The sequence below is a fragment of the Variovorax terrae genome (assembly GCF_022809125.1).
GTDB lineage: Bacteria > Pseudomonadota > Gammaproteobacteria > Burkholderiales > Burkholderiaceae_C > Variovorax_A > Variovorax_A terrae.
This window is the reverse complement of record NZ_JALGBI010000001.1, coordinates 280,099-306,572: the sequence shown is the minus strand read 5'-3', so window position 1 is coordinate 306,572 and position 26,474 is coordinate 280,099. Positions and strand designations below refer to the sequence as shown.

General features: G+C 69.9%; 21 protein-coding genes. 14 read left to right on the top strand and 7 right to left on the bottom strand.

Annotated elements, in window-relative coordinates; genetic code table 11:
- Positions 1–6: 6 nt before the first annotated feature.
- From MMF98_RS01365 to MMF98_RS01335, 7 genes are all read right to left on the bottom strand, one after another.
- Positions 7–1,503, bottom strand: a complete 1,497-nt coding sequence (locus tag MMF98_RS01365) for an efflux transporter outer membrane subunit (RefSeq protein ID WP_243303476.1) — start codon at positions 1,501–1,503, stop codon at positions 7–9.
- On the bottom strand, positions 1,500–4,742 hold the full coding sequence (locus tag MMF98_RS01360) for an efflux RND transporter permease subunit (RefSeq protein ID WP_243303474.1): 3,243 nt from the start codon (positions 4,740–4,742) through the stop codon (positions 1,500–1,502). Before MMF98_RS01360 ends, MMF98_RS01365 begins: the two co-directional genes overlap by 4 nt.
- A 31-nt stretch (positions 4,743–4,773) precedes the next feature.
- Positions 4,774–7,911, bottom strand: coding sequence for an MdtB/MuxB family multidrug efflux RND transporter permease subunit (locus MMF98_RS01355; RefSeq protein ID WP_243303467.1), 3,138 nt, complete (start codon positions 7,909–7,911; stop codon positions 4,774–4,776).
- Positions 7,912–7,919: 8 nt separating this feature from the next.
- The gene (locus MMF98_RS01350; RefSeq protein ID WP_243303466.1) at positions 7,920–9,434 is read right to left on the bottom strand and encodes an MdtA/MuxA family multidrug efflux RND transporter periplasmic adaptor subunit; all 1,515 of its coding nucleotides are present in this window, start codon (positions 9,432–9,434) and stop codon (positions 7,920–7,922) included.
- Between the two features lie 282 nt (positions 9,435–9,716).
- Positions 9,717–10,661, bottom strand: a complete 945-nt coding sequence (locus MMF98_RS01345) for an ROK family protein (RefSeq protein ID WP_243303464.1) — start codon at positions 10,659–10,661, stop codon at positions 9,717–9,719.
- A 20-nt stretch (positions 10,662–10,681) separates the two neighbouring features.
- The gene (locus MMF98_RS01340; protein WP_243303462.1) at positions 10,682–10,876 is read right to left on the bottom strand and encodes a DUF2905 domain-containing protein; all 195 of its coding nucleotides are present in this window, start codon (positions 10,874–10,876) and stop codon (positions 10,682–10,684) included.
- A 30-nt stretch (positions 10,877–10,906) separates the two neighbouring features.
- A complete protein-coding gene (locus MMF98_RS01335; protein ID WP_243303460.1) occupies positions 10,907–12,037 on the bottom strand; it encodes a class I SAM-dependent methyltransferase in 1,131 nt (376 codons plus the stop codon).
- On the opposite strand from MMF98_RS01335, the gene MMF98_RS01330 reads away from it, so the two are divergent.
- From MMF98_RS01330 to hutG, 14 genes are all read left to right on the top strand, one after another.
- Complete coding sequence (locus tag MMF98_RS01330) at positions 12,036–12,806, top strand: SDR family oxidoreductase (RefSeq protein ID WP_243303444.1); 771 nt, start codon at positions 12,036–12,038, stop codon at positions 12,804–12,806. The genes MMF98_RS01335 and MMF98_RS01330 overlap by 2 nt on opposite strands.
- A 7-nt stretch (positions 12,807–12,813) precedes the next feature.
- Complete coding sequence (locus MMF98_RS01325; RefSeq protein WP_243303442.1) at positions 12,814–13,185, top strand: dihydroneopterin aldolase; 372 nt, start codon at positions 12,814–12,816, stop codon at positions 13,183–13,185.
- Between the two features lie 342 nt (positions 13,186–13,527).
- A complete protein-coding gene (locus tag MMF98_RS01320; protein WP_243303440.1) occupies positions 13,528–14,493 on the top strand; it encodes an ABC transporter substrate-binding protein in 966 nt (321 codons plus the stop codon).
- A 25-nt stretch (positions 14,494–14,518) separates the two neighbouring features.
- Complete coding sequence (locus tag MMF98_RS01315; RefSeq protein WP_243303439.1) at positions 14,519–15,361, top strand: ABC transporter permease; 843 nt, start codon at positions 14,519–14,521, stop codon at positions 15,359–15,361.
- Complete coding sequence (locus MMF98_RS01310; RefSeq protein WP_243303437.1) at positions 15,358–16,140, top strand: ABC transporter ATP-binding protein; 783 nt, start codon at positions 15,358–15,360, stop codon at positions 16,138–16,140. The genes MMF98_RS01315 and MMF98_RS01310 overlap by 4 nt, the downstream gene beginning before the upstream one ends.
- A gap of 20 nt (positions 16,141–16,160) precedes the next feature.
- Positions 16,161–16,937 carry a histidine utilization repressor gene (gene hutC, locus MMF98_RS01305; RefSeq protein WP_243303435.1) on the top strand — a complete coding sequence of 259 codons (777 nt, stop codon included), beginning with the start codon at positions 16,161–16,163 and terminating at the stop codon, positions 16,935–16,937.
- A 79-nt stretch (positions 16,938–17,016) separates the two neighbouring features.
- Complete coding sequence (gene hutH / locus MMF98_RS01300) at positions 17,017–18,597, top strand: histidine ammonia-lyase (RefSeq protein ID WP_243303427.1); 1,581 nt, start codon at positions 17,017–17,019, stop codon at positions 18,595–18,597.
- 12 nt (positions 18,598–18,609) lie between these two features.
- Positions 18,610–20,331 (top strand): urocanate hydratase, encoded by a 1,722-nt coding sequence (hutU, locus tag MMF98_RS01295; protein WP_243303425.1) that lies wholly within the window; start codon positions 18,610–18,612, stop codon positions 20,329–20,331.
- Between the two features lie 22 nt (positions 20,332–20,353).
- Complete coding sequence (locus MMF98_RS01290; protein WP_243303422.1) at positions 20,354–21,100, top strand: IclR family transcriptional regulator; 747 nt, start codon at positions 20,354–20,356, stop codon at positions 21,098–21,100.
- 13 nt (positions 21,101–21,113) lie between these two features.
- Entirely contained in the window at positions 21,114–21,755 is a 642-nt protein-coding gene (locus MMF98_RS01285) for a HutD/Ves family protein (protein ID WP_423837544.1), read from the top strand.
- A gap of 22 nt (positions 21,756–21,777) precedes the next feature.
- Positions 21,778–23,040: an imidazolonepropionase gene (hutI, locus tag MMF98_RS01280; RefSeq protein ID WP_243303413.1), complete on the top strand. Its 1,263-nt coding sequence runs from the start codon at positions 21,778–21,780 to the stop codon at positions 23,038–23,040.
- 4 nt (positions 23,041–23,044) lie between these two features.
- A complete protein-coding gene (locus MMF98_RS01275; RefSeq protein WP_243303412.1) occupies positions 23,045–24,172 on the top strand; it encodes a histidinol-phosphate transaminase in 1,128 nt (375 codons plus the stop codon).
- Complete coding sequence (locus tag MMF98_RS01270; protein WP_243303410.1) at positions 24,169–25,584, top strand: formimidoylglutamate deiminase; 1,416 nt, start codon at positions 24,169–24,171, stop codon at positions 25,582–25,584. The genes MMF98_RS01275 and MMF98_RS01270 overlap by 4 nt, the downstream gene beginning before the upstream one ends.
- A gap of 36 nt (positions 25,585–25,620) precedes the next feature.
- Positions 25,621–26,436: an N-formylglutamate deformylase gene (gene hutG, locus MMF98_RS01265; RefSeq protein ID WP_243303408.1), complete on the top strand. Its 816-nt coding sequence runs from the start codon at positions 25,621–25,623 to the stop codon at positions 26,434–26,436.
- Positions 26,437–26,474 lie beyond the last annotated feature (38 nt).

Sequence of the window (26,474 nt, the reverse complement as noted above, 5' to 3'; positions counted from 1 at the left end):
CCGGCCTCAGCGGCGCGCCGGATCGTTCGCCGCGTTCACGGCGTCGGCGCCCGGCAGGCTGGTGGCATGCCAGCCGCCGCCCAGGGCCTGGATCAACTGCACGCTGGCGACGTAGCGGCTGCCCAGCAGGCTGACCGAGGCGCGCGCCGTGGTGAGTTCCGTGGCCTGCGCGGTGATCACGTTCAGGTAGCTGACGACGCCGGCCTTGTACTGGTTGAGCGTGAGCCGCACCGACTCCCGCGCCGCCTGCAGCGCCTCCTCCTGCACCACGGCCTGCTGCTCCATGATGCGCATCGCCGACAGGTTGTCCTCCACCTCCTGGAACCCGGTGAGCACGGTCTGCCGGTACAGCGCGACGTTCTGGTCGTAGACCGCCCGCGCCTGCCGGTTCTGCGCATCGCGCGCGCCGCCGTCGAACAGGGTCGCCGCCAGCTGCGGCCCGATCGACCAGAAGCGGTTCGGCAGCGTCAGCAGGTTGGCGAAGCTGGGGCCCTGGAAGCCGGCCGAGCCGGTCAGGCTCAGGGCCGGGAAATAGGCCGCCCGGGCCACGCCGATCTGCGCATTGGCGGCGGCCACCTGGCGCTCCGCCGCCGCCACGTCGGGCCGGCGCTCCAGCAGCTGCGAGGGCAGGCCCGCCTCGGGCACCGGGGGCGGCGGCACATTGGCCAGCGGCGCCGCCGCGAGGGAGAAGGCCGAGGCCGGCTGGCCGATCAGCAGGGCGATCGCGTGCTCGAGCTGGGCCCGCTGCACGCCCAGGTTGATGGCCTGGGCCTGCGCGGTCTTGAGCTGCGTCTCGGCCGCCACCACGTCGGCCCGCGCCGCCACGCCACCGGCGTACTGGTTCCGGGTGAGCTGAAGCGACTTCTGGTAGGCCACGATGGTGTCGGCATACAGCTGGATCTGGGCGTCCACCTGGCGCAGCGTGAAGTAGCTCTGCGCCAGCTGGCCCTGGGCGCTCAGGCGGGCCGCCGCCAGATCGGCGGCGCTGGCCTGGGCGCTGCTCGTCTGCGCCTCGGTGGCGCGCCGCACCTTGCCCCAGATGTCGGCCTCCCAGGAGGCATTGAGCGAGAGCGAGCGGCTGGTGCTGATGCCGGGAGAGCCGATCGCGACGCCATTCGAGGCCACGCTGCCGCTTTGCGCCCGCGTGGCGGCCGCGTTCAGGCCAATGGTCGGGAAGTAGGCGGCCCGCGCCGACTCCACCAGCGCGCGCGCCTGCTCGTACTGGGCGGCGGCGGCTTTCACGGTCTGGTTCGAGATCTCCACCTGCTCTGCCAGCGCGTTCAACTGAGGGTCGCCGAAGACTTCCCACCATTTGCCGCGGTCCGCCGTGTCGCTGGGCTGCGCCACCTTCCAGCCGCGGTCTTCCTTGTAGGACACGGGCGTGGGCGCGTCGGGCCTGACGTAGTCGGGGCCGACGGCGCAGGCCCCCAGCAGCGCGCAGACCGCCAGCGTCATGGCCTTGGCCAGCGGCGGCATGCCGGAAGTCGGATGGGGGGTGTTCATGGCCTCTCCTGCCCTGCGAAATGAAGCCCGCGCCAGTGGGTGCGGTTGCGCCAGCGCGCCTTGCTCCACAGGCTCAGACGGTCGAGATAAAGGTATACCACCGGCGTGGTGTAGAGCGTCAGCAGCTGGCTCACGACCAGCCCGCCGACGATGGCAATGCCCAGCGGCTGGCGCAGCTCGGCGCCGTCGCCGCGCCCCAGCGCCAGCGGAATGGCGCCGAACAGGGCCGCCGCCGTGGTCATCATGATCGGGCGAAAGCGCAGCCGGCAGGCCTCGAAGATCGCATCGCGCGGCGCCAGCCCCAGGCGGCGCTCGGCATCGAGCGCGAAGTCGATCATCATGATGGCGTTCTTCTTGACGATGCCGATCAGCAGGATGACGCCGATCAGCGCGATCAGGCTGAACTCGGTGCCGGTCAGCAGCAGGGCCAGCAGCGCGCCCACGCCGGCCGACGGCAGGGTCGAGAGAATGGTCAGCGGATGCACGTAGCTCTCGTACAGCACGCCGAGCACGATGTAGACCGCCAGCAGCGCCGTCAGGATCAGCCAGGGCTGGCTGTTGAGCGAACTCTGGAACGCGTTGGCCGTGCCCTGGAAGCTGCCATGCAGCCCGGTCGGCACGCCCAGGCGCGCCATGGCGTTGTCGATGGCGCTGCTGGCGTCCGACAGCGACACCCCCGGCGGCAGGTTGAACGAGATCGTCGACGCGATGAACTGCCCCTGGTGGTTCACGGCCAGCGCGGTGTTGGTCGGCGCGTACGAGGTGAAGGCGGCCAGCGGGATCTGCGGCTCCGGCTGGGTCGACAGCGTCAGCGCCAGCGACTGGTTGGCCGCCACCTGGCCGCCCGCCGTCAGCGTCGGCGCCTGCTGCAGGGCGGAGGCGGTCGGCGCCAGGCTGGCCTGCGACACCGGCACGCTGACATAGGTCTTCTGCAGCGTGGCCGGGCTCTGCCAGTATTCCGGCGCGGCCTCCATGACCACGTGGTACTGGTTCATTGCGTTGTAGATGGTGGACACCTGGCGCTGGCCGAACAGGTCGTAGAGCGAGGCATCGATCAGCTGCGGCGTGACCCCCATGCGGCGGGCGGTGGCGCGGTCGATGGTGAGCGTGGTCTGCAGGCCCTGGTCCTGCTGGTCGCTGCTGACGTCGGCCAGCTCGGGCAGGGCCTGCAGGGCCTGCGTCACCCGCGGCTCCCAGGCCCGCAGCACGGCCAGGTCGTCGGCCTGCAGCGTGTACTGGTACTGGGCGTTGCTCTGGCGGCCGCCCACCCGGATGTCCTGCACCGCCTGCAGGAACAGGCTGGCGCCGGCCACGTGCGAGAGCTTGCCGCGCAGGCGCCCGATCACCACGTCGGCCGGGTCCTTGCGCACGCCCAGCGGTTTCAGCGAGACGAACACGAAGCCGCTGTTGACGCGCCCGCCGCCCGTGAAGCCGACCACGTTCTCCACATCCTTGTCGGCCCGCACGATCTCCACGAACTCGCCGAACTTCTGCTTCATCGCCTGGAACGAAATCGACTGGTCGCCCTGGATGCTGCCGACCAGCCGGCCCGTGTCCTGCTGCGGGAAGAAGCCCTTGGGAACGATCACGTACAGGTACACGTTCAGGGCAATGGTCGCCAGCAGGATCACCATCATGAGCGGGGCGAAGCGCAGCGCCCAGGCCAGCGAGCGTTCGTAGCCGTGCAGCATGCCGTTGAAGAAGCGCTCGCTCAGGTGGTAGAGGCGCCCGTGGGGGCGGTCCTGGCCCGGGTGCGGCCGGCCCGGCTTGAGCAGCCGCGCGCACATCATCGGCGTGGTGGTCAGCGAGACCAGCAGCGACACCAGGATGGCCACCGACAGGGTGATGGCGAACTCGCGGAACAGGCGCCCGACGATGCCGCCCATGAGCAGCAGCGGAATGAACACCGCGATCAGCGACAGGCTCATCGACAGCACCGTGAAGCCGACCTCGCGCGCGCCCTGCAGCGCCGCGGCGAACGGCTTCATGCCCTCCTCGATGTGGCGCGAGACGTTCTCCAGCACCACGATGGCGTCGTCCACCACGAAACCGGTGGCGATCGTCAGGGCCATCAGCGAGAGGTTGTTCAGGCTGAAGCCCAGCAGGTACATCACGCCGAAGGTGCCGATCAGCGACACCGGCACCGCCACGCTGGGAATCAGCGTGGCGCGCCAGTTGCGCAGGAAGATGAACACCACCATGATGACCAGCGCGATCGAGATCAGCAGCGTGCGCTCGGTGTCCTTGAGCGAGGCGCGGATGGTGGGCGTGCGGTCCACCGACACCGTCAGGTTGATGGCCGCGGGAATCGAGGCGCCGAGCTGGGGCAGCAGCGCGCGCACCCGGTCCACCGTCTCGATGATGTTGGCGCCCGGCTGGCGGTACAGGATCACCAGCACCGAGGGCTTGCCGTTGGTCTGGCCCGCGTTGCGCAGGTCGGCCACCGAGTCCACCACCTGGGCCACGTCGCTCACGCGCACCGCCGCGCCGTTGCGGTAGGCGACGATCAGGGGCATGTACTCCGCGGCGGTGCGGGCCTGGTCGTTGGCGTAGATCTGCCAGTTGCGGTCGCCGTCCTCGACGGTGCCCTTGGGCCGGTTCGCGTTGGTGGCCGCCACCGCGGTGCGCACGTCGGCCGTGCCCACGCCGTACTGGTTGAGCGCGGTGGGGTTCAGCTCGATGCGCACCGCCGGCTGCGAACTGCCGCCCACGCTGACCTGGCCGATGCCCTGCACCTGGGCCAGCCGCTGCGCCAGGATGGTGTCGGCCGCGTCGTACATCTGGCCCTGTGTCAGGGTGTCCGAGGTCAGCGACAGGATCAGGATCGGCGCATCGGCCGGGTTCACCTTGCGGTAGGTCGGGTTGCTCGGCATGCCCGTGGGCAGCAGGGTGCGCGCCGCGTTCAGCGCCGCCTGCACGTCGCGCGCCGCGCCGTCGATGTCGCGGCTGAGGTCGAACTGCAGCGTGATCCGCGTCGAGTTGAGCGCGCTCGACGACGTCAGCTCCGTGACGCCGGCAATGCTGCCCAGCGCGCGCTCCAGCGGTGTGGCCACCGTGGCGGCCATGGTTTCGGGGCTGGCACCGGGCAGCGAGGCCGAAACCGAGATCGTCGGGAAATCCACCTGCGGCAGCGGCGAGACCGGCAGCAGCCGGTAGGCCACCATGCCGGCCAGCGCGATGCCCAGCGTCAGCAGCGTGGTCGCCACCGGGCGCTCGATGAACGGCCTGGAGATGTTCATGGTCTGGCGATGCCGCTCATGGCCGCAACCCTCACGGCCGGGCCGGCGCGGGCACGGGCTCCGCCGCCGCGTCCGGCTCCGCGTCGTCGTTGCCGAAGCGCTCTTTCATGCGCCGGGCCATGCGGTCGAAGGTGAGGTAGATCACCGGCGTGGTGAACAGGGTCAGCACCTGCGACAGCAGCAGCCCCCCGACCATGGTGATGCCCAGCGGCTGGCGCAGCTCGGAGCCGACGCCGCCGCCCAGCATCAGGGGCAGCGCGCCCAGCAGGGCGGACATCGTCGTCATCAGGATGGGGCGGAACCGCAGCAGGCAGGCCTGGTAGATCGCTTCGCGCGGCGACTTGCCCTCATGGCGCTCGGCCTCCAGCGCAAAGTCGATCATCATGATCGCGTTCTTCTTGACGATGCCGATCAGCAGGATGATGCCGATGATCGCGATGATGTCGATGTCGTGCCCCGTGAGCATCAGCGACAGCAGCGCGCCCACGCCGGCCGACGGCAGCGTGGACAGGATCGTGACCGGGTGGATGTAGCTTTCATACAGCACCCCGAGCACGATGTACATCGTGATGATGGCCGCCAGGATCAGCAGCAGCGTGTTGCTGAGCGAGGCCTGGAACGCCAGCGCGGCGCCCTGGAAGCTGGTCAGCACGCTGGCCGGCATCCCGATCTCGGCCTCGGCCGCCTTGATCGCGTCCACGGCCTCGCCCAGCGAGGCGCCGGCCGCCAGGTTGAAGGAAATCGTCGCGGCCGGAAACTGGCTCAGGTGGTTGACCACCAGCGGGGCGGTCTTTTCCGAAACCCGGGCGATGCTGGCCAGCGGAATCTGGCCGCCGCCGCCCGTCACGAGGTAGATGCCATTGAGCGCAGCGGGCCCCTTCTGGAACTCCGGCCGGACCTCCATCACCACGCGGTACTGGTTGGACTGGGTGTAGATCGTCGAGATCAGGCGCTGGCCGAAGGCGTTGTACAGCGCGTTGTCGATAGCGGCGGTGGTGATGCCCAGGCGCGAGGCCGAATCCCGGTCGATGTCGATGAAGGCCTGCAGCCCCTGGTCCTGCAGGTTGCTGGCCACGTCCGCCAGCTGCGGGAGCTGCTGCAGCCGCGCCACCAGCCGGGGCACCCAGGTGCTGAGCTCGTTCGGGTCGGAGTCCTCCAGGCTGAACTGGTACTGGGTGCGGCTGACGCTGTCCTCAATCGTCAGATCCTGCACGGGCTGCATGTACAGCTTGATGCCCGGCACCTCGGCGTCCAGCCGCGGCTGCAGCCGCCGGATCACCTCGCTGGCGCTGAGGCCGCGAACCTCCTTGGGCTTGAGGTTGATCTGCAGGCGGCCGCTGTTGAGGGTGGCGTTGGTGCCGTCGATGCCGATGAACGAGGACAGGCTTTCGACCGCGGGGTCCTGCAGCACCGCCTTGGCCAACGCCTGCTGGCGCTCCGACATGCCGGCGAACGAGATCGACTGCGAGGCTTCGGAGATGCCCTGGATCACGCCGGTGTCCTGCACCGGGAAGAAGCCCTTGGGCACGAACACATAGAGCAGCACCGTGAGCGCGAGCGTCCCGACGGCGACGAGCAGCGTCAGCGGCTGGCGGTCCAGCACCCACTCCAGCGCCCGGCCGTAGTGGGCAATGACGGCATCGAAGAAGGCGCCGCTCTTCTTGAAGAACCAGCCCTGCTGCTCGGGCGGGGTATGGCGCAGCAGCCGCGCGCACATCATGGGCGTGAGCGTGAGCGAGACGAACGCCGAGATCAGGATCGCCACGGCCAGCGTGACGGCGAACTCCCGGAACAGCCGCCCCACCACGTCGCCCATGAACAGCAGCGGGATCAGCACGGCGATCAGCGACACCGTCAGCGAGATGATGGTGAAGCCGATCTGCGCCGAGCCCTTGAGGGCGGCCTCCAGCGGCTTCATGCCTTCCTCGATGTAGCGCGAGATGTTCTCGATCATCACGATCGCATCGTCCACCACGAAGCCGGTGGCGATCGTCAGGGCCATCAGGGTCAGGTTGTTGATGGAAAAGCCCGCGAAATACATGACGCCGAAGGTGCCGACCAGCGACAGCGGCACCGCGACGCTGGGGATCAGGGTGGCCGGCACATTGCGCAGGAAGACGAAGATCACCATCACCACCAGCGCCACCGACAGCAGCAGCTCGAACTCCACATCGCTGACCGAGGCGCGGATGGTGGTGGTGCGGTCGGTCAGGATCTGGACGTCGATGGAGCCCGGCAGCGAAGCCTGCAGCTTGGGCAGCAGCTTCTTGATGCTGTCGACCACGCCGATCACGTTGGCGCCCGGCTGGCGCTGGATGTTCATGATGATCGCGGGCGTGGTGTTGGCCCAGGCGCCCAGCCGCACGTTCTCGGCCGCGTCCACCACCTGGGCGATGTCGGTGATGCGGATGGCGGCGCCGTTCTTGTAGCCGATGATCAGGTTGCGGTACTCGTCGGCCGACTTGAGCTGGTCGTTGGCGTCGATGGTGGAGGCGCGCGACGGCCCGTCGAAGTTGCCCTTGGCCTGGTTGACGTTGGCGTTGCCGATGGCGGTGCGGATGTCGTCGAGGTTGAGGCCGAGCGCGGCCACGGCCTTGGGATTGATCTGGATCCGCACCGCGGGGCGCTGGCCGCCCGACAGGCTGACCAGGCCCACCCCCGCCACCTGCGAGAGCTTCTGCGCCAGCCGCGTGTCGATCAGGTCGCTCACCTTGGGCAGCGGCAGCGTCTTGGAGGTGATCGCCAGCGTCAGCACCGGCGTGTCGGCCGGGTTGACCTTGTTGTAGATCGGCGGCGTCGGCAGATCCGCCGGCAGCAGGTTGTTGGAGGCGTTGATGGCCGCCTGCACTTCCTGTTCCGCGATGTCCAGGCTCAGGTCCAGGTTGAACTGCAGCGTGATCACCGAGGCGCCGCCCGAGCTGGTGGACGACATCTGGTTCAGGCCCGGCATCTGGCCGAACTGGCGCTCCAGCGGCGCCGTGACGGACGAGGTCATCACATCGGGGCTGGCCCCCGGGTACAGCGTGATGACCTGGATGGTCGGGTAGTCGACCTCCGGCAGCGCCGACAGCGGCAGCTGCTTGAACGCCACGATGCCCGCCAGCAGGATGGCCAGCATCAGCAGCGACGTCGCGACCGGCCGCAGGATGAAGATGCGTGACGGATTCATGGCGCGCTTCAGTTGGCGGCGCTGGCCGGAGCCGCCTGCCGCTGGGCTCGCAGCGTCTTCATGCGCTCGCGGCGCTGGTCTTCGGGGAGTTTCTTGATGTCTTCGCCGAACTCGCCCGCGTCAATGCGGCGGTTCAGGTCTTCCCAGCGCTTCTGGCGCTCTTCGGGGCTCAGGGCCGCGCTGTCCGCCGGGGCCGATGCGGCGGCACGGCCGCCGGGCCCGCCGCGCCGAGCTCCCGGCTTGGGATGCTGCAGGGCCGGATCATTGGCCCCGCCGCGCATGACCGGCTCGACCTTGGCGCCCTCGCGCAGCTTGTCGATGCCGTCGACCACCACGGTTTCGCCAGGCGCGATGCCGGCGCTGATCGCGGCCAGGTCGCCCTGCATCGGCCCGGTGGTGACGGTGCGCACCGTCACGGTCTGGTCGGGCTTGACGACATACACGTACTGCCCCGTGGCGCTGCGCTGGACGGCTGCGCTCGGGATGGCCGTCACGCCGCGCTGCACGTCCAGCAGCATGTGCACGTTGACGAACTGCTGGGGAAACAGCGCATCGTCCGTGTTCGGAAACTGGGCCTTGAGCTTGACGGTGCCCGTGGTGTTGTCGATCTGGTTGTCGATCGTCAGCAGGGCGCCGCTGGCGATCTTGTTCTTCTGGTCGCGGTCCCAGGCTTCGGTCAGCGGCTTGCCGCCGTCGCGCAGCCGCTTCAGGATGGCGGGGATGTTGTCCTCCGGCAGCGAGAACACCACGGTGATGGGCTGCAGCTGGGTGATGGTGGCGATGCCGTTGGCGTCGCTGGCATGCACCACGTTGCCCAGATCGACCTGGCGCAGGCCGATGCGCCCGCCGATCGGCGCCGTCACCTTCGAGTAGAGCAGTTGCAGGCGCGCGCTGTCCAGGTTGCCCTGGTCGGCCTTGACCGTGCCCTCGTACTGCTTGACCAGCGCCGCCTGGGTGTCGAGCTGCTGGGACTGGATCGAGTCCTGTTCGACCAGCACGCGGTAGCGCTGCAGGTCCACCCGGGCGCCATTGAGCAGGGCGGTATCGCGCGCCAGTTGGCCCTGCGCCTGCGTCACGGCCACCTCGTAGGGGCGCGGATCGAGCTCGGCCAGCAGCTGGCCCTGCTGGACGCTCTGCCCTTCCGTGAAGTTCAGCTTCACCAGGGTGCCGTCAACGCGGCTCTTGACCACGGCCGTCGCCACCGGCGTGACCGTCCCGAGCCCGCTCAGGTAGACATCGATGTCGGTGGTCTTGGCGACCGCCACGCCCACCGGGGACACCCCGTTCGCGCCGCTGAAGCGCCGGCTGCCGCCCGCGCCCGCCGGGCCGCCAGGCGCAGCGCCGGCCGTTGTGCCGCCGGCCGCGCTGGCGGGGCGCTTCCAGAAGAAGTAATAGCTGCCTGCGGCGATCAGCAGCACCAGCAGGGTCAGGAACCAGCCGCTCAGCCACCAGCGCCTGCGGCGCTCGCCACGGGACTCTGTGGGAGGGCCGGCGTCAGTGGGCGTGTTCGATGGTGTATTCATGATCCAGAGGATGGGCGGGAAACAGGAACGATAAAACCGGACTGGCGCAGGCCGCTTGACGAAGCCGCAGAAAGAACCATGGGCCTTGTGCGTTGCATGGTAGCAAACGGGGCATCGCCGGCAAACCCTGCGCAGGTGTTTTTGCCACGCAGCGGCGCGGTTTTACCGTTGCTTTACTCACAGCAGGCGCACAGGCCCCATCTGCGGGCCGCCAACGCCGGACACGCGGCCTGGAAACCGTGCATTGCTGCACGCCGACGTGGCGGGCGCGCGAGGGCGCGCTCAGTCCACCAGCGCCAGAGCCGCGTAGTCGCCCACCTGCTCGCCCAGGCCCGCGGGCACCAGCTCGAAGCCGGTGGTCAGTGCGGCCAGCCGGCCCTCGATCTGGCGGCGCAGCCGCGGCAGCAGGAAGTCGCGGTGATGCCAGAACACGCTGCCGCCCACGCTGATGCGCTGCAGGTCCAGCGTGGCCACGAGGTTGTAGAGCATGCGGCCCAGCACGCGGCACAGTTCGTCCAGCGTGGCCAGCGCCTGCGGCTCGCCCGCCCTGGCCGCGCCCAGCAGCGCCGCCGCATCGCGCCCGAAGCGCCGCGTGAAGGCGTTGCCGGCCGTCAGGCCTTCCACGTCGCCGACATTGCCGCAGCCGCACAAGGCATCGCTGGCGTCGTCGTTCACGAACATGTGGCCCGCGTGGCCCGCATTGCCGTTCTTGCCGTGCAGCACCCGGCCGTCCACGCACAGGCCCACGCCGATGCCGGTGCTCCAGGTCAGGTAGGCGCAGTGGTCCAGGCCCTGCAGCGCGCCCCAGCGGCGCTCGGCCTCGAGCGCGGCCACGGCGTCGTTCTCCACCCGCAGCGCGCCCGCCGCGAGATGGGCGAAATGCGCGCGCAGCGGCGCTTCGAGCAACGCGGTGCGCCAGTCGTTGGGCAGGCCGCGCGCCGGGCCGGCGATGCCGCCGCAGAGGTTGGGCGCGGCGAGTTCGACCTGCCCCTGGTTCAGCACGAACGGGCCGCAGGACGAGACGCCGAGCGCGCTGATGTCCGTCTCATGCACCAGCCCGGCCTCGGCAGCGGCCTCGCCGAGCATGCGCAGGATCTGGCGCGCCACGGCGTCGTTGCCGCCGCGCTTGGCGGTGGGCTCGCTGCGGCGCGCGCGCAGGCGGCGGTCGGCCTCGCCGGCCAGGCTCACCGCCACCTTGGTGCCGCCGATGTCCACGCAGGCCTTCATGGTCCCGGGTCCCGCAGGGGTCACAGCAGCCGGCTGATCAGGCTCGCGGCCAGGCTCAGCAGGATGGTGGTGGTGAGCGGAATGAACCACTCGCGGCCAAACAGGCGAAAGCGCAGATCGCCCGGCAGGCGGCCGAAGCCGAGCCGGTTCAGCAGCGGGGTGAACCAGCTGATGAGCAGCAGTGCCAGGAAGACGACGATGAACCAGCGGATCATGCCCCGAGTGTAGGCCCGCCCGCCCCGCCCCTACAGCCGGTGCGTGCGGTCGCCTTCGCGAAAGCCCAGGGCGTCCCACGGCGCGCCGCGCGCGAGGCCGATCACCTTGAACAGCTCGCCCATCTCATGCTCGGCGATCAGGCGGTGCGCGTGGGCACGCTGGGCGGCCGAGGCCGTCTCCAGCGCGGTGAGCAGGCCGCAGTTCATCAGGAAGCGCGCCTGGGTGGTGTAGCCCAGCACCTCCAGCCCGGCTTCCTGTGCCGCCAGCGCGAGGCCCGTGAAGTTGACGTGGGCCGTGATGTCCTTGAGCCCCAGGTCGGCCAGCGGATCGGCGTCGGCCTGGTGCCCGCGATGGCACATCAGCGTGCCCATGTGGCGCTGCGGGTGGTAGTACTCACCCTCGGCAAAGCCATAGTCGATGAAGAAGGCCGCGCCGCGCTCCAGCCGGTCAGCCAGGGTGCGCACGAAGGCCTCGGCCTGGGGGTGGATTTCGGTCAGGTAGTCGTGGCCGCCCTCGATCTCCAGGGGCGGGCGCAGCCCGGTGGGCCGGTCGGCAAAGCGCAGGCGGCCCTCGTGCAGCGCCACGCCGCGCTCGTGCCAGACGCCGGCGCTGCGCACCAGCAGCTTCACCGGCATGGCGTCGAGCACCTCGTTGCCGACCACCACGCCGCGCAGGGCGGCCGGCAGTTCGCTGACCCACTGCACCTTGCCGGCATGGGCCTGCAGCGCCTGCTGCTGGCGCGCGCGCAGGCTGCCCGAGAGATCGACAATGGTGTAGCGCTGCACCCGGTCGCCCAGGGCTTCGAGCAGTTGCAGCGCCAGCGCGCCCGAGCCGGCGCCGAACTCCCAGACCTCGGCCGTGCCGGTGGCCTCCAGCGCCTGGGCCAACTGCCGCGCCAGGGTCTGGCCGAACAGCGGCGTCATCTCGGGCGCGGTCACGAAATCGCTGCCGGAGGACGGCATGGCGCCGAACTTGCGCGTGTCGTTGGCGTAATAGCCCAGCCCCGGGGCATAGAGCGCCAGCGCCATGAAGCGGTCGAAGCCGATCCAGCCGCCGGCGTTGTCGATGGCCCTTTGCAGCAGGGTCTGGAGGGCGGTCGTTAAACTACTCGTTGTCGTCGTCACGGCCCCGATTGTCCGCCATCGGGCCGGCCCGCCCATGCCCCCTACCGCCCCCGCCCGCACAGTCCTGGTCACCGGCTCCGCCAAGCGGCTGGGCCGCGAGATGGCGCTCGCGCTCGCCGCCGGCGGCTGGCAGGTGGCCGTGCATTACCGCAGCTCGGCCGAAGACGCTACCAAAACAGTAGCAGACTGTGCCCGTCTGGCGCGGACCTCTGCCGCTTTTCAGGCTGATCTGGGCAACGAGGACGAGGTTCGCGCCCTGCTGCCGCGCGTGATCGCGCAGTTCGGCCAGGTCGACGCCGTGGTCAACAGCGCCTCCACCTTCGAGCACGACACGGCGGCCAGTTTCAGCTTCGCCGCCATGGAGAAGCACCTGCGCAGCAACACCGGCGCGGCCATCCTGCTGGCGCAGGCGCTGCATGCGCACGTGACGGCGCGCGGCGCGGCCGATGCCGCCGTGGTCAACCTGCTCGACCAGAAGCTGTGGAACCCCAACCCGGATTTCTTCAGCTACACCCTCTCCAAGGCCGCGCTGGAAGCCGCCAACACCATGCTGGCGCAGGCCCTGGCGCCCGCCGTGCGCGTGGTGGGCGTGGCGCCGGGCCTCACGCTGACCAGCCACCTGCTGAGCCAGGAGAAGTTCGAGCAGCTGCACCGCCTGTCGCCGCTGGGCCGCTCGTCCACGCCGGCCGACGTGGCCGCCACCGTGAAGTTCGCGCTCGAGAACGCCTCGATCACCGGCACCACGCTACTGGTGGACGGCGGCCAGCACCTGATGAAGTTCGAACGCGATTTTTCGCTGATGTGAGGCCCCCATGTTCAACGCCGCAGGCAACCAGATCCTCACGCTCACCGGCTTGCGCTTCGACGCCAACCTGGGCATCCTCGACCACGAGAAGACCGCGCCGCAGCCGATCCAGGTCGACGCCGAGCTCAACCTCGGCACCCAGCCCCTGATGCCGCGCGACGACGAGATCATGCATGTGCTGGACTACCGCAAGGTGCGCAAGATCATCATCGACGAGTGCAACGCCGTGCACGTGAACCTGCTGGAAAGCCTGATCGGCAAGCTCGCGCACCGCCTGATGCAGCTGCCCGGCGTGCTGGGCGTGCGCGTGAAGATCGCCAAGCTGGAGATCTTCGAGGACTGCGAAGTCGCCATCCGGGTGGAAACCGGGCAATGGTGAGCCGGCCTCAGCACACCACAGGCTGGCTGAAGAGATAGAAAGAAGCCGGAAGTTGCGGCGCCCCCCGCACGGGGTGCGCACCGTGCCGGGGCGCTGCACGGCCCCGAGCTCCTGGCCTGCTTTTTGCTCACCCCCATCGTCCGGCTGCGCCGCACCGGGAGGCCCAGCAGGGTGTCCCGGCGGGCGGGAACAGGCGTGTTTTCTTGGGGCTCGAAGGGCTTTTTCCTAGCGTTTACCCTGTATAGACAGGTACGCTGGAGCCTGGATCATCGCTGCCAGGAAGCAAGGCCTGCTTCCATCCGGATGAGCAAAAAGTACCTTTTATTCCTACAGGAGCTGATGATGAGCCGAATGGTTGTGAAGATGGCGTCGCTGGCAGCGGCGGTTGCGTGCGTGGTGGGGGTGGCCGCGCCGGCCCAGGCCCAGGAGACCAAGGTGGCGCTGGGCATGTCGGGCTGGACGGGCTTCGCGCCGCTGACGCTGGCCGACAAGGCGGGCATCTTCAAGAAGAACGGCCTGGACGTGGAGCTCAAGATGATTCCGCAGAAGGACCGCCATCTGGCCCTGGCCTCCAAGGCGATCCAGTGCGCCGCCACCACGGTGGAAACGCACGTGGCCTGGAACGCCAACGGCGTACCCATCGTGCAGATCTTCCAGATGGACAAGTCCTACGGCGCCGACGGCCTGGCCGTGCGCAACGACGTCAAGGGCTTCGCCGACCTCAAGGGCAAGACCGTGGGCGTGAGCGCCCCCGGCACAGCGCCCTACTTCGGCCTGGCCTGGATGCTGTCCAAGAACGGCATGAGCCTCAAGGACGTGAAGATCGTCTCGCTGGAGCCCCAGCCGGCCGCGCAGGCCTTCGTGTCGGGCCAGAACGATGCGGCCATGACCTATGAACCCTACCTCTCCACCGTGCGCGCCAACCCGCAAGCCGGCAAGATTCTGGCCACCACGATCGACTACCCGATGGTGATGGACACCGTGGGCTGCGATCCGGCCTGGCTCAAGGCCAACCCCAAGGCCGCGCAGGCCCTGGCCAAATCCTACTTCGAGGCGCTGGACATGATCAAGGCCGACGCCGCCAAGTCCAACGACATCATGGGCACGGCCGTCAAGCAGACGGGCGAGGCCTTCGCCAAGTCCTCGGCCTACCTGCGTTGGCAGGACAAGGCCGCGAACCAGAAGTTCTTCGCGGGCGAGCTCACCTCGTTCATGAAGGACTCGGCGGCGATCCTGCTCGAGGCCGGCGTGATCCGCAAGCTGCCCGAGAACTACAGCGCCATGTACGACGACAGCTTCATCAAGTAAGCACAGACTGCAAGAGGACCGGAACATGAGTCGCGTGATGGGTGTTGCACCTTCGCTGGGGACTGACGAGCGGCCGCCGCGCCGCCGCGCCCTGGCACCTTTGGAACCCGTGAGCACCCGCACGCGGCTGGTGCTGGGGGTGGCGTTCTTCGTGCTGTTCTTCGGCCTATGGGCCGTGTTCACGCTGGGCGGCTTCGTGTCGCCCACGTTCCTTGCGAGCCCCATCACCATGGCCAAGGAGGGCTGGCTGCTCTTCACCGAGTTCGGCTTCCTGCACGACATCGGCATGACCGTGTGGCGCGTGGTGGGCGGCTTCGTGTTGGCCGCCATCGTCGCGGTGCCGCTGGGCATCGCGATGGGCGCGCACAAGGGCGTGGAGGCGTTCCTGGAGCCCTTCGTGTCGTTCTGCCGCTACCTGCCGGCCTCGGCCTTCATTCCGCTGCTGATCCTGTGGGCAGGCCTGGGCGAGATGCAGAAGCTGCTCGTGATCTTCATCGGCTCGGTGTTCCAGATCATCCTGATGGTGGCCGTGATCGTGGGCAACGCCCGCAAGGACCTGGTGGAGGCGGCCTACACGCTGGGCGCCACCCACCGCGGCATCGTGCGCCGCGTGCTGATTCCGGGCGCCGCGCCTGATATCGCCGAGACGCTGCGCCTCGTGCTGGGCTGGGCCTGGACCTACGTGATCGTGGCCGAGCTGATCGGCTCGTCCTCAGGCATCGGCCACATGATCACCGACAGCCAGGCGCTGCTGAACACGGGCCAGATCATCTTCGGCATCATCGTCATCGGCCTCATCGGGCTGGTGTCGGATGCCTTCTTCAAATTCGTCAACCGCCGCCTGTTCGCCTGGAGCGCCCTGCGATGAGTCCGCTGCTGTCCATTCAAGGTGTCTCGCGCACCTTCGTCAGCCCGAAGGGGCAGGCCACGCAGGCCCTGCTGCCCGTCGATTTCGACGTGCAGGAGAACGATTTCGTGACCATCCTCGGCCCCTCGGGCTGCGGCAAATCGACCCTGCTGCGCATCGTGGCGGGGCTGGACCACCCGAGCTCGGGCCGCGTGCTGCTGGGCGGCCGCCCCGTGGAGGGCCCGGGCGCTGACCGCGGCATGGTGTTCCAGAGCTACACGCTGTTCCCCTGGCTCACGATCGAGCAGAACATCCGCTTCGGCCTGCGCGAGCGCGGCATGCCCGAGGCGCAGCAGAAGGAGCGCGCGGCCTACTTCATCGCCAAGGTGGGACTGCGCGGCTTCGAGCAGCACTTTCCCAAGCAGCTCTCGGGCGGCATGCAGCAGCGCACGGCCATTGCCCGCGCGCTGGCCAACGACCCCAAGATCCTGCTGATGGACGAGCCCTTCGGCGCGCTCGACAACCAGACCCGCGTGCTCATGCAGGAGCTGCTGCTGGGCATCTGGGAGGCCGAGCGCAAGACCGTGATGTTCGTGACGCACGACATCGACGAGGCCATCTTCATGGCCAACCGCGTGGCCGTGTTCAGCGCGCGCCCCGGGCGCATCAAGACCGAGATCGCCGTGGAGCTGCCGCACCCGCGCCACTACACCATCAAGACCTCGCCCGAGTTCATGGACCTCAAGGCGCGCCTGACCGAGGAAATCCGCGCCGAGTCCATGGCTGCGGAGGCGCACTGACCCCGACGGACGCACGCGCCATGGCCCCCGCCTCCTCCACCCGCATCAAGGCCATACCGCCCAACACGCCTGCACCCGCACCCGCGCTGTACCAGCAGATCAAGGACCACATCTCGCGCAGGATCCAGGACGGCTCCTGGAAGACCGGCGACCGCCTGCCCTCCGAGAACGACCTGGTGACGCAGTTCGGCATGTCGCGCATGACGGTGAACCGCGCGCTGCGCGAGCTGTCGGAGCAGGGGCGCATCGTGCGCGTGGCGGGCGTGGGCAGCTTCGTGGCCGAGGGCAAGCCCCAGTCCACGCTGCTGCAGATCGCCAACCTCGCGAGCGAGATCCGCCAGCGCGGGCACGACTACCGCTGCAAGGTGCTCACGGTGGAGCGCGTCTCGGCCACCATGGAAGTGGCGGCCGCGCTCGACATGCGCACCGGCGAGTCGGTGTTCCACGCCGTGTGCGTGCACCTGGAAGACAGCGTTCCCGTGCAGCTCGAAGACCGCTACGTGAACCCGCGCGTGGTGCCCGAATTTGCCCAGCAGGACTTCACGCAGCTGCAGCCGTCCGAATTCCTGGTACGCAACGTGCCGTTCGACCAGGTGGAGCATGTGGTCGATGCCGTGCTGCCCACGATGGAGCAGGCCCAGCTGCTGGAGATGGAACCGGCGCAGCCCTGCCTGCTGCTCACGCGGCGCACCTGGAGCCGGGGCGTGCCCGTGACCATGGTGCGCTGCCTGCACCCGGCATCGCGCTACCGCCTGGGCAGCCGCTTCCGCGCGGACGGCAACCCGGTATTCGAATAGACCCCAAGGACCCGGGCAGCCCCACGAAGCCGCCCAGGATGTTTCGCTTGAACCAGCTTGTATATACAGGATTGAACCGATGACCACTGCAACCCAAGCTTCCCCCGACACCCTGGTGCTGCACCCCGGCCACGTGAGCCTGGCCGAGCTGCGCCGCGTGAGCGCCGGCGGCGTGCTTCTCGCGCTCGATCCCGCGGCGCTCGCGGGCATGCAGGCCGCCGAGGCCACGGTGCAGCGCATCGTGGACGAGGACCAGGTGGTCTACGGCATCAACACCGGTTTCGGCAAGCTCGCCAGCACAAAAATAGCCCACGACCGCCTGGCCGAGCTGCAGCGCAACCTGGTGCTGTCGCACAGCGTGGGCACGGGCGAGCCCTTGCCCGACGCCGTGGTGCGCATGGTGCTGGCCACCAAGGCCGTGAGCCTGGCGCGCGGCCACTCGGGCGTGCGCCCGGCCCTGGTCGATGCGCTGCTGGCCCTGGCCAATGCCGACGTGCTGCCCGTGATTCCGGCCAAGGGCTCGGTGGGCGCCTCGGGCGACCTCGCGCCGCTCGCGCACCTGGCCTGCGTGCTGATCGGCGAGGGCCAGGCCAAGGTGAAAGGCCAGATCGTTTCGGGCCGCGAGGCCATGGCGGCCGTGGGCCTCGCGCCCTTCGTGCTGGGCCCCAAGGAAGGGCTGGCGCTGCTCAACGGCACGCAGGTCTCCACGGCGCTCGCCCTCGCGGGCCTGTTCGGGGCCGAGAGCGTGTTCGCTGCCGGCCTCGTGTCGGGCGCACTGACGCTCGAAGCCATCAAGGGCTCGGTCAAGCCGTTCGACGCGCGCATCCACGAGGCGCGCGGCCAAGCCGGCCAGATCGCCGTGGCCGCCGCCGTGCGCGCGCTGCTCGAAGGCAGCGCCATCGACCCCTCGCACCCCCACTGCGGCCGCGTGCAGGACCCGTACTCCATCCGCTGCGTGCCCCAGGTCATGGGCGCGTGCCTGGACAACCTCGCGCACGCCGCGCGCGTGCTGCGCATCGAGGCCAATGCCGCGTCCGACAACCCGCTGGTGTTCACGGATACCGGTGAGGTGATCTCGGGCGGCAACTTCCACGCCGAGCCCGTGGCCTTCGCGGCCGACATCATCGCGCTGGCGCTGTCCGAAATCGGCGCCATCGCCGAGCGGCGCCTCGCGCTGCTGCTGGACACCGGCCTGTCGGGCCTGCCCGCCTTCCTGATCCGCGACAGCGGCGTGAACTCGGGCTTCATGATCGCGCAGGTGACGGCCGCCGCCCTGGCCGCCGAGAACCAGTGCCTGGCCCACCCCAGCAGCGTGACCAGCCTGCCCACCTCGGCCAACCAGGAGGACCATGTCTCCATGGCCACCTACGCCGGGCGCCGCCTGCTGGACATGGCGCGCAACACGGCCGTGATCGTGGGCATCGAAGCCATGTCGGCCGTGCAGGGCATGGAGTTCGACCGCTCGCTGAAAAGTTCACCGCTGATCGAGGACCAGTTCGCCGCCATCCGCAAGCAGGTGGCCTTCCTCGAACAGGACCGCTATCTGGCCCCCGACATCGAGGCCATGCGCCTGTGGGCCACCGAGAGCGCGTGGCCCGCGCCGCTCACCGCCTGCCTGCCCAGCCACCAGTCAACACATCAACGCCCAACGTCCACCTGAAGGAGTTTTGCCATGAACGCCAACGACGCCATCCTGTCCGCCGTCTCCACCGACCCTCGCTACGACGCCTCGCGCGTGATCCGCGCCCCACGCGGCAGCGAGCTGCACTGCAAGAACTGGCTCGCCGAAGCGGCCTACCGCATGATCCAGAACAACCTGGACCCCGACGTGGCCGAGAACCCCAAGGCCCTGGTGGTGTACGGCGGCATCGGCCGCGCGGCGCGCAACTGGGAGTGCTATGACCAGATCCTCGAATCGCTCAAGAAGCTGGAGGCCGACGAGTCGCTGCTGATCCAGTCGGGCAAGCCCGTGGGCGTGTTCAAGACCCACGAGAACGCTCCGCGCGTGCTGCTGGCCAACTCCAACCTGGTGCCCAAGTGGGGCAACTGGGAGCACTTCAACGAGCTGGACCAGAAGGGCCTGTTCATGTACGGCCAGATGACGGCCGGCAGCTGGATCTACATCGGCAGCCAGGGCATCGTGCAGGGCACGTTCGAGACCTTCGTCGAAGCCGGCCGCCAGCACTACAACAACGACCTGACGGGCAAGTGGATCCTCACGGCGGGCCTCGGCGGCATGGGCGGCGCCCAGCCCCTGGCCGCCACGCTGGCGGGTGCCTGCTCGCTCAACATCGAGTGCAAGCAAAGCAGCATCGACTTCCGCCTGCGCACGCGCTACGTGGACAAGCAGGCCAAGGACATCGACGACGCGCTGGCCCTCATCAAGCACCATACCGAGAAGGGCGAGGCCGTCTCCATCGCGCTGCTGGGCAACGCCGCCGAAGTGCTGCCCGAGCTGGTCAAGCGTGCCCAGGCGGACGGCCCCAAGCCCGACATCGTGACCGACCAGACCTCGGCCCACGACCTGATCAACGGCTACCTGCCCGTGGGCTGGACCGTGGCGCAGTGGCAGGCCGCCGCGGCCGACCCCGCCCAGCACGCCAGGCTGAAGAAGGCCGCCGCGCAAGGCTGCGCCCAGCACGTGCAGGCCATGCTGGACTTCCAGGCCATGGGCATTCCCACGGTGGACTACGGCAACAACATCCGCCAGGTGGCCCTCGACGAGGGCGTGAAGAACGCCTTCGACTTCCCCGGCTTCGTGCCCGCCTACATCCGCCCGCTGTTCTGCGAGGGCAAGGGTCCGTTCCGCTGGGTGGCGCTGTCGGGCGATCCCGAGGACATCTACAAGACCGACGCCAAGATCAAGGAACTGTTCCCCGACAACAAGCACACCCACCGCTGGCTCGACATGGCGCGCGAGCGCATCAGCTTCCAGGGCCTGCCCGCGCGCATCTGCTGGCTGGGCCTGGGCGAGCGCCACAAGGCCGCGCTGGCCTTCAACGAGATGGTGAAGAACGGTGAGCTGAAGGCTCCCATCGTGATCGGCCGCGACCACCTGGACACCGGCAGCGTGGCCAGCCCCAACCGCGAGACCGAATCCATGAAGGACGGCACCGACGCCGTGAGCGACTGGCCGCTGCTCAACGCGCTGCTCAACACCGCGGGCGGCGCCACCTGGGTAAGCCTGCACCACGGCGGCGGCGTGGGCATGGGCTATTCGCAGCATGCGGGCGTGGTCATCGTGGCCGACGGCACGGAGGCCGCGGCCCAGCGCCTGTCGCGCGTGCTGTGGAACGACCCCGCCACGGGCGTGATGCGCCATGCCGACGCGGGCTACCAGAGCGCGGTGGCCTGCGCCAAGCGCAACGGCCTGAACCTGCCGATGGTCCGCTGAGCGGCACTGCGCCGCTGCCGCCATGTCCACCTCCACCCCGCCTGCCGTGCCCACGGCCGACCGCGTGCTCCAGGTGCTGGCCGTGCTGGCCCAGCAGGGCCGCACCCTGTCGGCCGCCGAACTGATGGAGCGCACGGGCCTGGCGCGCAGCACACTGTACCGCCAGCTCGCGCGGCTCAAGCGCTGGGGCTTCGTGCTGGAGAGCGACGGCCACTACGCCCCCGGGCCGCTGAGCCTGCAGCTTGCGCTGGGCTTCGACCTGGCCTCGCACCTGGTGCGCCAGGCCCGCCCCGACATGCTGGAGCTGTCGCAGCAGTCGCAGGAAAGCGTGGGCCTGATCGTGGCCGTGAACGATCAGGCGATCTGCCTCGACCTGGTGGAAAGCCAGCATTCGCTGCGCTGCTCGTTCGAGAAGGGGCGCAGCGTGCCCCTGCGCGCGGGTGCCTCGGCCAAGTGCGTGCTGGCCCACCTGCCCGAGGCCGCGCGCGCGGCCGTGCTCGACGGCCAGTGGGGCGCGGGCACGCCCGGGCGCCAGGCCGCGCAGGACGAACTCGACGCCATCCGCAAGGCCGGCTTCGCGGTGAGCCTGGGCGAGGTGGACCCCGGCGTGTGGGGCTGCAGCGTGCCATTGTTCGGCGCCTCGCGCCAGGCCGTGGGCGCCATCACGCTGATGGCGCCGACCCTGCGCGCCCAGGGGCACGAAGAGTCGCTGATCCGCATGGCCGTGGTGGCCGCCGCACGCATCTCCCGCCAGTTGGCATTGCATTGAACCGTGTTGACCCATGACTCCTGAACCCCTGCAACGCTTCGACCTCGCGGCCGTGCCGCCCACTCCCTGGAAGAACGGCGGCGGCCACACGCGCGAACTCGCTTGCTGGCCGCCCGGCGCCGGCATGGACGGCTTCGAGTGGCGCGTGAGCGTGGCCACCATCGCGGCGCCCGGACCGTTCTCGGCCTTCGCGGGCGTTCAGCGCCAGATCATGCTGCTGGGCGGCAACGGCGTGCACCTGCGCGCGAAGGACGGCAGCCTGGACTACGCGCTGGACCAGCGCTGGCAGCCGCTGGCCTTCCCGGGCGACGTGGCCGTGGATTGCACCCTGCTCGGCGGCGCCTCCACCGACTTCAACCTCATGCTGCGGCGCGGCCGCTGGCAGGGCGCCGTGCAGCCCGTGCGCGAGGCGCGCACCCCTGGCAGCACGCCCGCGGGCCTGTGCATGGTGCTGGCCGGCCGCTGGCGCCGGGGCGGCGACACGCTGACGGCCGGCCAGGGCTTCTGGTGGAGCGCGGCCGTGGCCGGCCCGGCGCTCGTGCCGCAGGCGGCGCCGGGTGGCGAGGCCCCCGTGCTTGCCTGGGTCGGCCTCACGCCCGAAATCGGAATGAAAACAGCCGACTGTCCGCATCAGGCGGTCGTTGAATGCTATTGATTGCATAGCAACTGAATTGACCATGAACCCCACAGAACCGACCCCAGCCCCCAGCGCCGATGGCGTCTGGGAAGACCTGCGCCTGGCGCCCGGCCTGGCCCAGGCCGACGTCCCCGTGCCCGCCACCGACAGCGCCAGCGTGGTGGTGCAGGGCGGCGTGGTGCGCTGGGTGGGGCCGTCCTCAGCCCTGCCGGCGGGCTATGCACCGCTGCCACGCCATGGCGGCGGCGGAGCGCTCGTCACGCCCGGCCTCGTGGACTGCCACACCCACCTGGTCTATGGCGGCCAGCGGGCCAACGAGTTCGCCATGCGCCTGGCGGGCGCCAGCTACGAAGAGGTGGCCCGGGCCGGCGGCGGCATCGTCTCCAGCGTGCGTGCCACGCGCGAGGCGAGCGAGGATGAACTGTTCGCACTCGCGCTGCCGCGCCTCTCGGCTCTGCTGAACGAGGGCGTGTGCGCCATCGAGATCAAGTCGGGCTACGGCCTGGCGTTGGAACATGAACGCAAGCAGCTGCGCGTGGCGCGGCGCCTGGGCGAGGCGCTGGGCGTGACGGTGCGCACCACCTTCCTCGGCGCGCACGCGCTGCCGCCCGAGTACGCCGGCAAACCTCAAGGAAGCCAGGACTACATCGACCTCGTCTGTCACGAGATGCTGCCCGCGCTCGCGGCCGAGGGGCTGGTGGACGCGGTGGACGTGTTCTGCGAGCGCATCGCGTTCACGCTGGCCGAGACGGAGCAGGTGTTCCAGGCCGCGCGCCAGCTCGGCATCCCGGTCAAGCTTCACGCCGAGCAGCTCTCCGACATGGGCGGCGCAGCGCTCGCGGCGCGCTACGGCGCGCTGTCGTGCGACCACATCGAGCACCTGTCGCAGGATGGCATCGCCGCGATGAAGGCCGCCGGCACCGTGGCCGTGCTGCTGCCCGGCGCCTACTACACGCTGCGCGACACGCACCTGCCGCCCATCGAGCAGCTCCGCGCGGCGGGCGTGCCCATGGCCGTGTCCACCGACCACAATCCCGGCACCTCGCCGGCGCTTTCTTTGCTGCTCATGGCCAATATGGCGTGCACGCTGTTCCGCCTCACGGTGCCCGAGGCACTCGCGGGCATCACCACGCATGCCGCGCGCGCGCTGGGTTTGCAGGACACCCACGGCCTCATCGCGGCGGGCCGGCCCGCCAACTTCGTGCTCTGGTCGGTGCGCGAAGCGGCGGAGCTGGCCTACTGGTTCGGTAACAACCCGGCCCGCGCCATCGTGCGCCAGGGCCGCATCGTGAAAGGTGTTTGACCCGATGACGTCCCTCCATGCCCTCGCGCGGCCCGAAGTGCCGCCGCTGCCGCCCTACAACGCGGGCCTGTCGTCCGAGGCCGTGCGCGCACGCTACGGCGTGAGCGAGATCGCGCGCCTGGCGAGCAACGAGAACCCCTATGGCGCGAGCCCCGCCGTGGCGCGCGCCCTGGCCGACCTCGCCACGCGCGTGGGCACCTACCCCGACGCCAACTGCACCGCGCTGCGCGCGGCCATCGGCGCGCGCACGGATGTGGCGCCCGAGGCCATCGTCATCGGCAACGGCTCCGAGGACATCCTGCAGATGCTGTGCCAGGCCTTCCTGTCGGCGGGCGACCGCGTGCTCACGCAGCGCCCGGCCTTCGGCCTGCACGAGATCTACCCGCGCATGATGGGCGGCGAGGTGGAGCTGCTCGCGCTCACGCCGCAGCTCGGCTTCGACGTGGATGCCTGGTGCGAGGCGCTGGCGCGCGGCCCCAAGATCGCCATGCTGGCCAACCCCTCGAACCCCGTGGGCTGCATGTTCACGGCGGCCGAGATGGAGCGCCTGCTGGCCGCCACGCCCGCGCACACGCTGCTCGTGGTGGACGAGGCCTACTACGAATACGCCCGCCACGCGGACGGCTACCCCGACGTGCTGGCCCTGCTGCGCGGCCGGGCCATGCCGTGGATCGTGCTGCGCACCTTCTCCAAGGCCTGGGGCCTCGCGGGCCTGCGCGTGGGCTACGGCCTGGCCAGCGATGCGGCCCTGGTGCAGCTGCTCGACCGCGTGCGCACGCCCTTCAACGTGAACCATGCCGCGCAGGCGGCGGCGCTCGCGGCCTGGGGCGACGAGGACTTCATGCGGCGCGGCGTGGCCGAGACCGTGCGCCTGCGCGGGGTGCTGGCCGCGCGGCTGGCGGCGCTGCCGGGCATGCGCATTGCGCCTTCGGCCACCAACTTCCTGTTCCTCGACATCGGCCGCCCCAACGCGCCCGTGAACGAGGCGCTGCTGGCCCAGGGCCTCATCGTCAAGCCCTGGAAGGAGCCGGGCTTCGAGCATTTCATCCGCGTCTCCATCGGCACCGAGGCCGAGAACGAGCGCTTCGCGCGGGCGCTGGCCGCCCATCTTTCTTCATCCGCTTCCCTATGACCGACACGGCATCTTCCGTTTCCACCGGCGCGCTGTTCGCCGAACATGCGCTGCTGCCGGGCGGCTGGGCGCGCGACGTGCTGCTGCGCTGGGACACCGCGGGCCGCCTGCTGGCGGTGGCGCCTGGGGCGCCGGCGGGCAGCGCGCCGCGCGCACCCGGCCCGTTGATTCCCGGCATGCCCAACCTGCACTCGCATGCCTTCCAGCGTGCGTTTGCCGGCCTGACCGAGTACCGCGCCCAGCATCCCGATGGCGGCCAGGACAGCTTCTGGAGCTGGCGCAACCTCATGTACCGCTTCGCGGCGCAGATCACGCCCGAGTCGCTCGAGGCCATCGCGACCTGGCTCTACGTGGAGATGCTGGAGGCGGGCTATACCTCGGTCTGCGAATTCCACTACGTGCACCACGACCAGGGCGGCCGGCCCTATGCCGACGACGCCACGCTCTCGCTGGCGCTGTTGCGTGCGGCGCAGCGCGCGGGCATCGGCATCACGCTGCTGCCCGTGCTGTACCAGACCAGCGGCTTTGGCGGCAAGCCGCCGCGCGAAACCCAGGCGCGCTTCATCCGCAGCACCGACAACATGCTCGCCTTGCTGGAGCGGCTGGCGCCCGCCACGCGGGCACAAGGCGCCACTTTGGGACTGGCCCCGCATTCGCTGCGCGCCGTGCCGGAGGGCAGCCTGCGCGCGGCCGTGGAGGGGCTCACGGCGCTGGACGCGCGCGCACCCATCCACATCCACATCGCCGAGCAGACGCAGGAGGTGGACGACTGCGTGGCCTGGAGCGGCCAGCGCCCCGTGCAGTGGCTACTCGACCACGCGCCCGTGGATGCGCGCTGGTGCCTGGTGCATGCCACGCACATGACGCCCGAGGAGTACGCGGGCGCCGCGCGCGCGGGCACCGTGGCCGGCATCTGCCCCACGACCGAGGCCAACTTGGGCGACGGCATCTTCGACATGCCGCTGTGGCAGCGCCACGGCGGCGCCTGGGGCGTGGGCTCGGACAGCCACGCCTGCGTGAACGCGGCCGAGGAACTGCTGATGCTCGAATACAGCCAGCGCCTGCACCTGCGCCAGCGCAACGTGCTTGCCAGCAGTGCGCAGCCGCAAGTGGGCACGGCCCTGTGGCTGGCAGCGGTGCAGGGCGGCGCACAGGCCGCGGGCCGCGCCGTGGCGGGGCTGGCCGTGGGCCAGCAGGCCGACTTCGCCGTGCTCGACGCTGGCCATGTGGCGCTCGCCGGGCTGCCGGTCGAGGCCATGCTCTCAGCCCATGTGTTCGGCAGCCACCGCACGAGCGCGCTACACAGCCTCTGGGTGGGCGGCACGCAGCGCGTGGCCGCCGGCCGCCATGCGCTGCACGACAGCGCCGCGCAGGCCTTCGTGGCCGCGCGGGCCGCCACCATCGCCCCCTGACCGTTCCATCGACACCCGTAGACTCACGCCAACGCCATGACCGACACCGCCCTTCCCGCATTCACCTTCCACCAGGGCACCGCCCCGCTGCTGATCTCCATGCCCCACGTCGGCACGCATGTGCCGCCCGCCATCGCCGCGCGCTTCACGGGTAAGGCGCGCCAGGTGCCCGACACCGACTGGCACCTGGAGCGCCTCTACGGCTTTGCCAAGGAGCTGGGCGCCTCGATCCTCGTGGCCACGCATTCGCGCTACGTGGTGGACCTGAACCGCCCGCCCGACGGCGCGAGCCTCTACCCCGGCCAGAGCGTCACGGGCCTGTGCCCGGTGGACACCTTCGACGACACGCCCATCTATGCCAACCCGGCCGATGCGCCCGACGAGGCCGAGGTGGCGCGGCGCCGCGATGCCGTGTGGGCCCCGTACCACGCGCAGCTGCGCACCGAGCTGGAGCGCATCCGCGCCGCGCATGGCGTGGCCGTGCTGTGGGATGCGCACTCGATCCGCTCGGTGCTGCCGCGCTTCTTCGAGGGCAAGCTGCCCGACCTGAACCTGGGCACGGCCGACGGCGCGAGCTGCGACCCGGCCCTGGCGCAGGAACTGCTGGCCATGGGCAAGGCCGCCGCGGGCTACACGGCCGTGCTCAACGGCCGCTTCAAGGGCGGCCACATCACGCGCCACTACGGCCGCCCGGCCGACAACGTGCATGCCGTGCAGCTCGAGATGACGCAGTGCAGCTACATGCAGGAGGCGCTGCCGTTCGACTACCTGCCCGAGGTGGCGGCCGGCATCCAGCCGCACCTGCGCCGCATGGTCGAGGCGGCACTGGCCTTCGCGCGGGCCCGCGCCTGAAAGACTGACTGGCGGGCAGGGTGGGCCGCGCCCTGCCC

Bases quoted from the DNA above. Each gene is read 5' to 3' on its own strand.
- MMF98_RS01365 (WP_243303476.1), bottom strand. From the start codon at position 1,503: ATGAACACCCCCCATCCGACTTCCGGCATGCCGCCGCTGGCCAAGGCC.
- MMF98_RS01360 (WP_243303474.1), bottom strand. From the start codon at position 4,742: ATGAACATCTCCAGGCCGTTCATCGAGCGCCCGGTGGCGACCACGCTG.
- MMF98_RS01355 (WP_243303467.1), bottom strand. From the start codon at position 7,911: ATGAATCCGTCACGCATCTTCATCCTGCGGCCGGTCGCGACGTCGCTG.
- MMF98_RS01350 (WP_243303466.1), bottom strand. From the start codon at position 9,434: ATGAATACACCATCGAACACGCCCACTGACGCCGGCCCTCCCACAGAG.
- MMF98_RS01345 (WP_243303464.1), bottom strand. From the start codon at position 10,661: ATGAAGGCCTGCGTGGACATCGGCGGCACCAAGGTGGCGGTGAGCCTG.
- MMF98_RS01340 (WP_243303462.1), bottom strand. From the start codon at position 10,876: ATGATCCGCTGGTTCATCGTCGTCTTCCTGGCACTGCTGCTCATCAGC.
- MMF98_RS01330 (WP_243303444.1), top strand. From the start codon at position 12,036: ATGCCCCCTACCGCCCCCGCCCGCACAGTCCTGGTCACCGGCTCCGCC.
- MMF98_RS01335 (WP_243303460.1), bottom strand. From the start codon at position 12,037: ATGGGCGGGCCGGCCCGATGGCGGACAATCGGGGCCGTGACGACGACA.
- MMF98_RS01325 (WP_243303442.1), top strand. From the start codon at position 12,814: ATGTTCAACGCCGCAGGCAACCAGATCCTCACGCTCACCGGCTTGCGC.
- MMF98_RS01320 (WP_243303440.1), top strand. From the start codon at position 13,528: ATGAGCCGAATGGTTGTGAAGATGGCGTCGCTGGCAGCGGCGGTTGCG.
- MMF98_RS01315 (WP_243303439.1), top strand. From the start codon at position 14,519: ATGAGTCGCGTGATGGGTGTTGCACCTTCGCTGGGGACTGACGAGCGG.
- MMF98_RS01310 (WP_243303437.1), top strand. From the start codon at position 15,358: ATGAGTCCGCTGCTGTCCATTCAAGGTGTCTCGCGCACCTTCGTCAGC.
- hutC (WP_243303435.1), top strand. From the start codon at position 16,161: ATGGCCCCCGCCTCCTCCACCCGCATCAAGGCCATACCGCCCAACACG.
- hutH (WP_243303427.1), top strand. From the start codon at position 17,017: ATGACCACTGCAACCCAAGCTTCCCCCGACACCCTGGTGCTGCACCCC.
- hutU (WP_243303425.1), top strand. From the start codon at position 18,610: ATGAACGCCAACGACGCCATCCTGTCCGCCGTCTCCACCGACCCTCGC.
- MMF98_RS01290 (WP_243303422.1), top strand. From the start codon at position 20,354: ATGTCCACCTCCACCCCGCCTGCCGTGCCCACGGCCGACCGCGTGCTC.
- MMF98_RS01285 (WP_423837544.1), top strand. From the start codon at position 21,114: ATGACTCCTGAACCCCTGCAACGCTTCGACCTCGCGGCCGTGCCGCCC.
- hutI (WP_243303413.1), top strand. From the start codon at position 21,778: ATGAACCCCACAGAACCGACCCCAGCCCCCAGCGCCGATGGCGTCTGG.
- MMF98_RS01275 (WP_243303412.1), top strand. From the start codon at position 23,045: ATGACGTCCCTCCATGCCCTCGCGCGGCCCGAAGTGCCGCCGCTGCCG.
- MMF98_RS01270 (WP_243303410.1), top strand. From the start codon at position 24,169: ATGACCGACACGGCATCTTCCGTTTCCACCGGCGCGCTGTTCGCCGAA.
- hutG (WP_243303408.1), top strand. From the start codon at position 25,621: ATGACCGACACCGCCCTTCCCGCATTCACCTTCCACCAGGGCACCGCC.